Origin of the sequence: Agromyces sp. NPDC056965 (assembly GCF_042673425.1) — a bacterium.
Classification (GTDB): Bacteria; Actinomycetota; Actinomycetes; order Actinomycetales; family Microbacteriaceae; genus Agromyces.
Genome location: NZ_JBHURI010000120.1, coordinates 1 through 8,909, shown reverse-complemented (window position 1 = coordinate 8,909; position 8,909 = coordinate 1). Strand labels below are relative to the sequence as shown.

General features: G+C 69.9%; 8 protein-coding genes. All 8 read left to right on the top strand.

The genetic code is table 11. The annotated features are described in order from the left end of the window. Window positions 1-286: 286 nt before the first annotated feature. Window positions 287-949: a PadR family transcriptional regulator gene (locus ACFTQE_RS19185; protein ID WP_376926571.1), complete on the top strand. Its 663-nt coding sequence runs from the start codon at window positions 287-289 to the stop codon at window positions 947-949. A 162-nt stretch (window positions 950-1,111) separates the two neighbouring features. After that, the gene (locus ACFTQE_RS19180; RefSeq protein ID WP_376926570.1) at window positions 1,112-2,143 is read left to right on the top strand and encodes an ATP-binding cassette domain-containing protein; all 1,032 of its coding nucleotides are present in this window, start codon (window positions 1,112-1,114) and stop codon (window positions 2,141-2,143) included. Continuing rightward, window positions 2,140-2,970: an ABC transporter permease gene (locus tag ACFTQE_RS19175; protein ID WP_376926569.1), complete on the top strand. Its 831-nt coding sequence runs from the start codon at window positions 2,140-2,142 to the stop codon at window positions 2,968-2,970. Before ACFTQE_RS19180 ends, ACFTQE_RS19175 begins: the two co-directional genes overlap by 4 nt. Before the next feature lie 119 nt (window positions 2,971-3,089). Then, a complete protein-coding gene (locus ACFTQE_RS19170; protein WP_376926568.1) occupies window positions 3,090-3,605 on the top strand; it encodes a hypothetical protein in 516 nt (171 codons plus the stop codon). 109 nt (window positions 3,606-3,714) lie between these two features. Beyond that, window positions 3,715-5,562 (top strand): glycoside hydrolase family 3 protein, encoded by a 1,848-nt coding sequence (locus tag ACFTQE_RS19165; RefSeq protein WP_376926567.1) that lies wholly within the window; start codon window positions 3,715-3,717, stop codon window positions 5,560-5,562. A 170-nt stretch (window positions 5,563-5,732) separates the two neighbouring features. Continuing rightward, the gene (locus tag ACFTQE_RS19160) at window positions 5,733-6,149 is read left to right on the top strand and encodes a hypothetical protein (protein ID WP_376926566.1); all 417 of its coding nucleotides are present in this window, start codon (window positions 5,733-5,735) and stop codon (window positions 6,147-6,149) included. Then, a complete protein-coding gene (locus ACFTQE_RS19155; RefSeq protein WP_375835427.1) occupies window positions 6,150-6,548 on the top strand; it encodes a hypothetical protein in 399 nt (132 codons plus the stop codon). A 176-nt stretch (window positions 6,549-6,724) separates the two neighbouring features. Further along, entirely contained in the window at window positions 6,725-8,854 is a 2,130-nt protein-coding gene (locus ACFTQE_RS19150; RefSeq protein ID WP_376926565.1) for an acyl-CoA dehydrogenase, read from the top strand. Window positions 8,855-8,909: the final 55 nt, after the last annotated feature.

The window sequence follows — 8,909 nt, the reverse complement described above, 5'->3', positions numbered from 1 at the left end:
GAGATCTGCGATTCCGAGGAGCGAACTCGCGGAATCGATCCTCGGAATCGCAGATCTCCTCCGAAACGCCGGCGGCCGACCGTCGCATCAGCTGTGGCGCCGACCGTCGTGGCGACCGTTGCCCCGACTCGACCCGCCCGGCGTATCGACAGTTGCGGCCGCTGCCGCAACCCGGCCCGCCCCCGGCGCATCCACCGTGCCCGACCCATCCGGCGACCCTTGACGTTTCCTCACTCGCGATATACTCTGAACAAAGTATTTGGAGGTGAGTATGTCGCGTCGACCAGTGAGCAACCCGCTCGCACTCGCAGTGCTGGCGAGCCTGTGGGAGCGCCCGATGTACCCCTACGAGATCACGACGACCCTGCGCGAGCGCGGCAAGGAAGACAGCATCCGGCTGAACTTCGGCTCGCTCTACGCGATCATCAAGTCCCTCGAGAAGCACGGCCTCATCGAGGAGGCGCGCGTCGAACGCGAGGGCAACCGGCCTGAGCGCATCGTCTACGCGATCACCGACGCCGGCCGCGCCGAGGCGCACGACTGGATGCGCGAGCTCATCGCGGTGCCGGTCAAGGAGTACCCGGCGTTCGAGTCGGGTCTCTCGCTCATCGCACTGCTCGCGCCCGACGAGGCCATCGCCCTACTGCGCGAGCGGCTCGAACGCCTCGACGCCGAGCTCGCATCCCGAGCGGAGCTCGCCGAGCAGTCCGACGAACTCGGCCTGCCCGAGCTGTTCCTCGTCGAGTTCCACTACCGCGTCGCCATGACCCGCGCCGAGCGCGAGTTCGTCGCCGGCATGCTCGAGCGCCTCGAAGCGGGCGAACTCGGCGGTCTCGACGCGTGGAAGGCCCTGCACGAGCTGATCGAGTCCGGCGCGACCGCCGAGGAGATCGAGGCGCAGCTCGCGCGCTACCTGGCGGAAGGAGCCGCAGACCAGCAGCAGAACTGACGAGCAGCAAGAGCTGTACACAGATCGATGGCCCGGATGCGGCAACACCCGAGCCATCTCGCAACCGAGTCGTTCAACGTGAATCGAATCCACCCCAGTGCGTACGGTCATTCTACCGACGCGCCATCACGACCGAACGGCTCCCCACCGAAGGAGAGCCTCATGGCTGCATCACCCGACGGGATGGCCCTCGTGGCCGCCGATCTCGTCAAGACCTATTCGCAGGGGCGCGGAAAGCCCTCGCTCCGAGCCCTCGACGGGCTCACGTTCCAGGCCGAGGAGGGGACGATCTTCGGCCTGCTGGGGCCGAACGGCGCCGGCAAGTCGACGACCGTCAAGATCCTCTCGACCCTCTCGCGTGCCGACTCGGGCACGGCCACCGTGGCCGGCATCGACGTCGGTCGCCACCCCGGTCGCGCGCGAAGCGCGATCGGCTTCGTCGCCCAGAAGCAGGTCTCCGACCCGATGGACACCGGTGTCGAGAACCTCGTGCTCGCCGGGCAGCTGCACGGCATGTCGACGCGGGCCGCACGCAGCCGGGCGGGCGAGTTGCTCGAACGGTTCGCGCTCACGACCGCGGCCCGCCGCCAGGTGAAGACCTACTCGGGCGGCATGGCGCGCAAGCTCGACGTCGCGATCGGCCTCATGCATCGCCCGCAGGTGCTCTTCCTCGACGAGCCGACGACGGGTCTCGACCCCGAGGCGCGCGCCGAGATGTGGGCGGAGATCGAGCGGATGTCGCGTGAGGAGCGCATGACCGTGCTGCTGACCACCCACTACCTCGAAGAGGCCGACCGGCTCGCGAGCCGGCTGGCGATCGTCGATGCCGGGCGCGTCGTGACCGAGGGCACGCCCGAGCAGCTGAAGAGCGAGTTGCGCGGCGATGCCGTGGTGATCGAGTTGCACGAGGCATCCGTCATCTCGCGGGTGCTCGAGTCGCTCGATCGGCTCGGCGGGTTCCGCGAGATCGCCGCCGAGGGGCGTGCGGTGCGTGCCCGTGCCGACGACGGCGGCGCAGCGCTGCCGCTCGTGCTCGCGGCGCTCGACGCCGAGGGCGTCGCCGTGGCGTCGGCGACCGTGTCGCGGCCGAGCCTCGACGACGTCTACCTGGCCCGCACCGGGCATTCCTTCGCCGCGGTGCACGCCGGCTCGTCGGCCGAAGGCCGCTCCGAACTCGAGGAGGTCGTGTCATGACCACGCTCACGAATCCGGCCCGCCTCGCGCCCGCGCCCGCGTACGCCCGGCCGAGCTTCTTCCGGCACACCGCGGTCCTGACGCTCCGGCAGTTGCGGGCGGCGGTGCGCATTCCGGCATTCATCGTCATGAACGTCGTGCAGCCGCTCATCTGGCTGCTGCTGTTCGGGCAGCTCTTCACCTCGGTCGTCGACATCCCGGGGTTCACGGGCGGCGACAACTACCTCGAGTTCCTGACGCCCGGCATCGTCATGATGATGGCGCTGTTCGGCAGCGCGTGGGCCGGTACGAGCTACATCCAGGACATGGATCGCGGCGTGATGGACCGGTTCCTCACCTCGCCGACGAGCCGGGGAGCGCTGATGGTCTCGACGCTCGTGTACCAGGCGCTGCTCACGCTCGTGCAGTCGCTCATCGTGCTCGGTGTCGCCTGGCTCGGCGGCGCGCGGTTCGACGGCGGCGCCGGCGGCATCCTGATCCTGCTGCTCGCGGCGATGCTGCTCACCGCCTCGTTCTCGGCGCTCTCGAACGCCGCGGCACTGCTCGCGCGCAACCAGAACGTGCTGATCGGCATCTCGCAGCTCATCACGATCCCGCTCATGTTCCTGAGCTCCGCGCTCATGGACACGAGCCTGTCGGCCGACTGGGTCGCGGATGTCGCACGCTTCAACCCCTTCGAGTGGGCGGTCGTGGCGGGCCGCGAGGCGCTCGGCGCGAGCCCCGACTGGGCGAGCGTCTGGGGCCATCTCGGGCTGCTCGCGGTGTTCACCGCGGTGCTCGCGTGGGTCGCGACGCGGGCCTTCCGGTCGTATCAGCGGAGCGCGTAGTCGCGGTCTCCTGACCCTGCCTCGCGCGGCACGCGCGGCGCGGGCAGGGTCACGAGGCCTGCCGGCCGACGGCGGCGGGCGTCATTGACGCGGCGTGCGCACCCCACGATGCTGGAGCGGTGACCACCGAACCGACGATCGAGGCCGCCGCTGTCGCGGACACGACGACCGGCGCGACCGACGGCGCACTCCCGCCGAGGATCCGCATCAGGTGGGGCTGGTTCCTCGCCTGCGTCGTGCTCGGCCTCGCCGCCATCGTCGCCGGCTGGTTCCTCGTCTCGCCCGAGAGCCGCCTCGGCTACGTCGGCGGTGTGTTCGCCGGCGTCGGCACCACATTGCTGCTCGTGGGCATCGTCGTGCTGCTCGAGCGGCGCATCGTCGACACCGCGGTGCGGGTGGTTCGGGATGCCGCGAAGGAGGCGCGCATCAGGACCAACGAGGAGGTGCGCGCCCAGATCCGCGACTTCGAGGACCGGGTCGCCGGGATCTGGGAGACCGCCACTCCGGAGAGCGCCGCTGAAACGACCCGCCGAATGAGCGACGAGTTCACCGAGCGCGTCGTCGACGCCTACGCCGGTGACGACGACGCGCCCCGCGAGAGCTCGTCGGGCGAGGGCGCGTCTCGGCCCGAGTAGTGCCGGTGCTCGACGCAGGTGCCGTCGAGAGTCGAAAACCAAGCGACATTCGGTTTATGATGAACCGGATGCCGCTTGGCTGTCGATTCGAGCATGAAGGAGTGCTGGCATGACCGATCAGTTGAACCACGAGACGGATGCCGCCGATGCATCCGTCGCCACCGAGGCCGGGCTCGATCTCCGCTTCCGCGACGCGAGCCTGCCGATCGCCGAGCGCGTCGAGATCCTGCTCGGCCAGATGACGCTCGAAGAGAAGGCCGGCCTCTTCTTCCAGACCATGATCGGCACCGAAGCCGACGGCAGCCTCTCGACGGGCGACCAGACCTTCGGCCTGCCCTCGACCGACGACTACGTCTCGGGCCGGTTGATGAACCACTTCAACCTGCTCCAGACGCCGCCGACGCCCGAGCTGATCGCAGAGTGGCACAACCGCCTCCAGGAGCTCGCGGCATCCACTCGCCTCGGCATCCCGGTGACGATCTCGACCGACCCGCGCCACTCCTACACCGACAACCCCCTTGCGGGCATGCTCGCCGGTTCGTTCTCGGTCTGGCCCGAGACGATGGGCCTCGCGGCCATCGGCGACGAGGCGCTCGTCGAGCAGTTCGGCGACATCGCGCGGCAGGAGTACACCGCGGTCGGCATCCGCGTTGCGCTGCACCCGCAGATCGACCTCGCGACCGAGCCGCGCTGGTCGCGCGCGCTGCAGACCTTCGGCGAAGACGTCGAACTCGCCGGTCGACTCGGCGCCGCCTACATCCGCGGGTTCCAGGGTGCCGAACTCGGCGCCGACTCGGTCGCGACGATGACGAAGCACTTCCCCGGTGGCGGCCCGCAGCAGGACGGCGAGGACCCGCACTTCGCCCACGGGCGCGAGCAGGTCTACCCCGGCGGGCAGTTCGAGCTGCACCTGAAGCCGTTCGAGGCGGCATTCGAGGCGGGCACGAGCCAGATCATGCCGTACTACGGCATGCCCGTCGGCACCGAGTACGAGGAGGTCGGGTTCGGCTTCAACAAGTCGGTCATCACCGGGCTGCTCCGTGAGCGCTACGGCTTCGACGGCATCGTCTGCACCGACTGGGGGCTCATCAACGACGCCGAGATCATGGGCGCCCCGTTCCCGGCGCGCGCGTGGGGCGTCGAGCACCTGTCTCCCCGCGAGCGCATGAAGAAGGTCATCGAGGCCGGGGCCGACCAGTTCGGCGGCGAGGCGGTGCCCGAGATGCTCATCGAACTCGTGCGTTCGGGCGAGGTCTCGGAGGAACGGCTCGACGTCTCTGCGCGGCGCCTGCTGCGTGAGAAGTTCGTGCTCGGCCTCTTCGAGCAGCCCTACGTCGACGTCGAGCGCGCGAAGCGCGTCGTGGGCTCGCCCGAGTTCGTCGCCGCCGGCGAGGCGGCGCAGCGTGCGGCGATCACGCTGCTGGTGAACCGCGAGCAGGCGGATGCCTCGGGCGCCGAGCGCCCCGCGCTGCCGCTCGCACGCGGACTCCGCCTCTACGTCGAGGGCATCGAGCCCGCGATCGCGGCCGAGTACGGCGAGGTCGTCGACTCGCCGGAGGCGGCCGACGCGGCGATCCTGCGCCTGCAGGCGCCGTTCGAGGAGCGCCCGACGTTCTTCGAGAACTTCTTCCACTCGGGGTCCCTCGACTACACCGACGAGCAGATCACGCACGTGCGCGAGATCGCCGCCGCAGTGCCGACCGTCGTCGACGTGTTCCTCGACCGGCCCGCGATCCTCACGCCCTTCGTCGACGACCTCGCCGCGCTGACGGCCAACTGGGGTGCGAACCCGCGCGCGGTGCTCGACGTGCTCTTCGGCGATGCCGCGCCCAAGGGCCGACTCCCGTTCGACCTGCCGTCGAGCATGGCGGCCGTCGAGGCGAACCGCCCCGACGTGCCGTTCGACACGGCCGACCCGCTGTTCCGCTTCGGGCACGGGCTGAGCTACCCGGCCTGAGCCGGCGCCGCGGCGCGCCGTTCGCGCACCTCGAGACCCTCGCCGAGTCGGCGGGGGTCTCGAGCGTTTCCGGCCCCGACCCGGCCGAAATGGAGACACGCGCGGCCCGACGGCGCTAGCATCGCCCCAGGGGCGCCGTGTCGACGGTGCATGGGGCAAGGGGGTTCGGCATGTCCGATCAGATGGCTCGGCCGATGGGCGTCACCATCGTCGCGATCCTCGCGTGGATCGCTGGGGCGCTCGACATCGTGTCGGGCACCATCCTGCTGTTCCAGGCCGGTGTCGAATCCGTCGCCGACGGTCTCGGCGGCACCGGCCCGCTCTATGCGGCCGCGATCGGCTCGATCGTGCTCGGCCTCATCGTCGTGGCCGTGGCTGCGGGGCTGCTCACCGGCAGCTGGGTGTCGCGCATGATCATCACGGTCGTCGAGGTGCTCTCGATCATCGGCTCCCTCTTCCTCGCGTTCGCGTACCTCGGCGGTGCGGTGGGCGAGTGGCTCGGCATCGCCGTCTCGCTCGTCGTGCTGTTCCTGCTCTGGGGGCACAAGTCGAGCGTGTTCTTCGGCAGCCGTCGGCCGGAGGCCTGAGTGAACTCGGTCGGACGCCCCGGCGGCGTCACGTTCATCGCCGTGCTCACGTGGATCTCGGGGTTCCTCGACGTCATCGGCGGCACGATCCTCCTCTTCCAGACGAGCGTTGCGGCCACCGTGGAGCAGTTCGGCGGCGCGAGCCAGCTCATCGCCTCGGCGATCATCTCGATCCTCATCGGCGTCGTCGTCATCGCCGTGGCCGGCGGACTCCTGCGGGGCAGCGCCGGGGCGCGCATGTTCATCACGATCCTGCAGGTGCTCTCGATCGCGAGCTCGATCTTCCTCGCGATCGCCTACCCGGCGGGCGCCATCGGCGAGTACTTCAGCATGCTCATCTCGGTGATCGTGCTCGCGTTCCTCTGGTCGGGGCGGGCGAACGCCTTCTTCCGCAGCTGAACCGCCTTGTCGGTATCCCATCGATGCCGAGAGCGCCTTTTGTAGGGTCTTCACAGCGGCCTCCGATGCGCCGCAGGGCCTGTTTGTAGGGCTGGGACGCAGGGTTTCCCGACCGAATGCCGTCGACCTACCGTGGAACGAAGCCCAGACCGCACACGAAGGACGAGACACCGACGATGGTTGACACGGCACCCCGCACCGCCTCGAAGCAGCAGAAGACGACCCCCGAGCGCTCGGCCGACACGGCGCCGCCGAAGGCCGCGCGCACCGCGGCATCCGCACCTCAGGCCGCACCGCCCGCCCAACCGTCGATCGACGTGGCGACGCTCGGCCGGCAGCTGCTCGGCACCTGGGCCGACCTGCGACTCGACGCTCGTGAGCGCGCCGCCCACCCCGACCTGCAGCGCATCGAGGGCCAGTCGATGGCCGAGCACCGCGAGCGCGTGCTCGGACAGCTGAAGATCCTCGTCGACCAGCGCGCCGTGCACCGCGCCTTCCCGACGTCGCTCGGCGGGTTCGACGACCACGGCGGCAACATCGCCCAGTTCGAAGAGCTCGTGATCGCCGACCCCAGCCTGCAGATCAAGGCCGGCGTGCAGTGGGGCCTCTTCGGCGCAGCGGTGCTGCACCTCGGCACCGAGTACCACCACGAGACCTTCCTGCCCGACATCATGTCGCTGAAGGTGCCCGGCGCGTTCGCGATGACCGAGACCGGTCACGGTTCGGATGTCGCGGCGATCGGCACCACCGCGACGTACGACGAGGCGAAGCAGCAGTTCGTGATCGAGACGCCGTTCCGCGGCGCGTGGAAGGACTACCTCGGCAACGCCGCGGTGCACGGCACCGCAGCGGTGGTGTTCGCGCAGCTCATCACGAAGGGCGTCAACCACGGCGTGCACGCGTTCTACGTGCCGATCCGGGGCGCCAAGGGCGGATTCCTCAAGGGCGTCGGCGGTGAGGACGACGGCCTGAAGGGCGGCCTCAACGGCATCGACAACGGGCGCCTGCACTTCACGAACGTCCGCGTGCCTCGTGAGAACCTCCTGAACCGTTACGGTTCGGTCGACGAGGACGGCACGTACTCGAGCCCCATCTCGAGCCCGGGTCGCCGCTTCTTCACGATGCTCGGCACCCTCGTGCAGGGCCGCGTCTCGCTCGACGGTGCGGCGACGACCGCGGCCGCCATGGCGCTGACGATCGCGATCACCTACGGCAACCAGCGCCGCCAGTTCAACGCGGCGAGCGACACCGACGAAGAGGTGCTGCTCGACTACCAGCGTCACCAGCGTCGACTGCTGCCGAAGCTCGCGACGACGTACGCCCAGGTCTTCGCGCACGACGAGTTCCTCGTGAAGTTCGACGCCGTGTTCTCGGGCGCCGCCGACACCGACGACGACCGCCAAGACCTCGAGACGATCGCCGCAGCGCTGAAGCCGCTCTCGACCTGGCACGCGCTCGAGACGCTGCAGGAGGCCCGCGAGGCCGCCGGCGGTTCGGGCTTCCTCGCCGAGAACCGCATGGTCGGGTTGCGCCAGGACCTCGACGTCTACGTGACGTTCGAGGGCGACAACAACGTGCTGCTCCAGCTCGTCGCGAAGCGCCTGCTCACCGACTTCTCGAAGCAGTTCGCGAAGGCCGACGCCGGGGCGATGGCGCGCTACGTCGTCGCGCAGACCGCCGACCGCGCCTACCACGGCACCGGTCTCCGCAGCCTCGCGCAGACGATCGCCGACTTCGGTTCGACCGCGCGCTCGGTCTCCGAGCTGCGTGACGAGCAGACGCAGCGCGAGCTCCTCACCGACCGGGTGGAGGCCATGATCTCCGAGATCGCCGGCCGCCTGCGCGACGCGCGCAAGCTGCCGAAGGCCGACGCGGCGGCTGCGTTCAACCGCAACCAGAACGAGCTCATCGAGGCGGCGCGCGCGCACGGCGAGCTGCTGCAGTGGGAGGCGTTCACCCGCGCACTCGCGAAGACGACCGACCCGGGCACGAAGCAGGTGCTCACGTGGGTGCGCGACCTCTTCGGCCTCGGGCTCGTCGAGAAGCACCTCGCCTGGTACCTCATCAACGGTCGGCTCTCGCCGAAGCGCGCCCAGGCCGTCACCGCCTACATCGACCGACTGCTCGAGCGACTGCGTCCGCACGCGCAGGACCTGGTGGACGCGTTCGGGTACGGCCCCGAGCACCTGCGCGCGAAGATCGCATCGGGCGCGGAGCAGGAGCGGCAGGACGAGGCGCGCGCCTACTACGCCGCGCAGCGCGCCGCCGGCACGCTGCCCGTGCCGGAGAAGTCGAAGAAGAAGTAGTGGCACTCGACGAGGCCGGGCGTCCGCGGACGCCCGGCCGTCGTCGTGCCCGGGC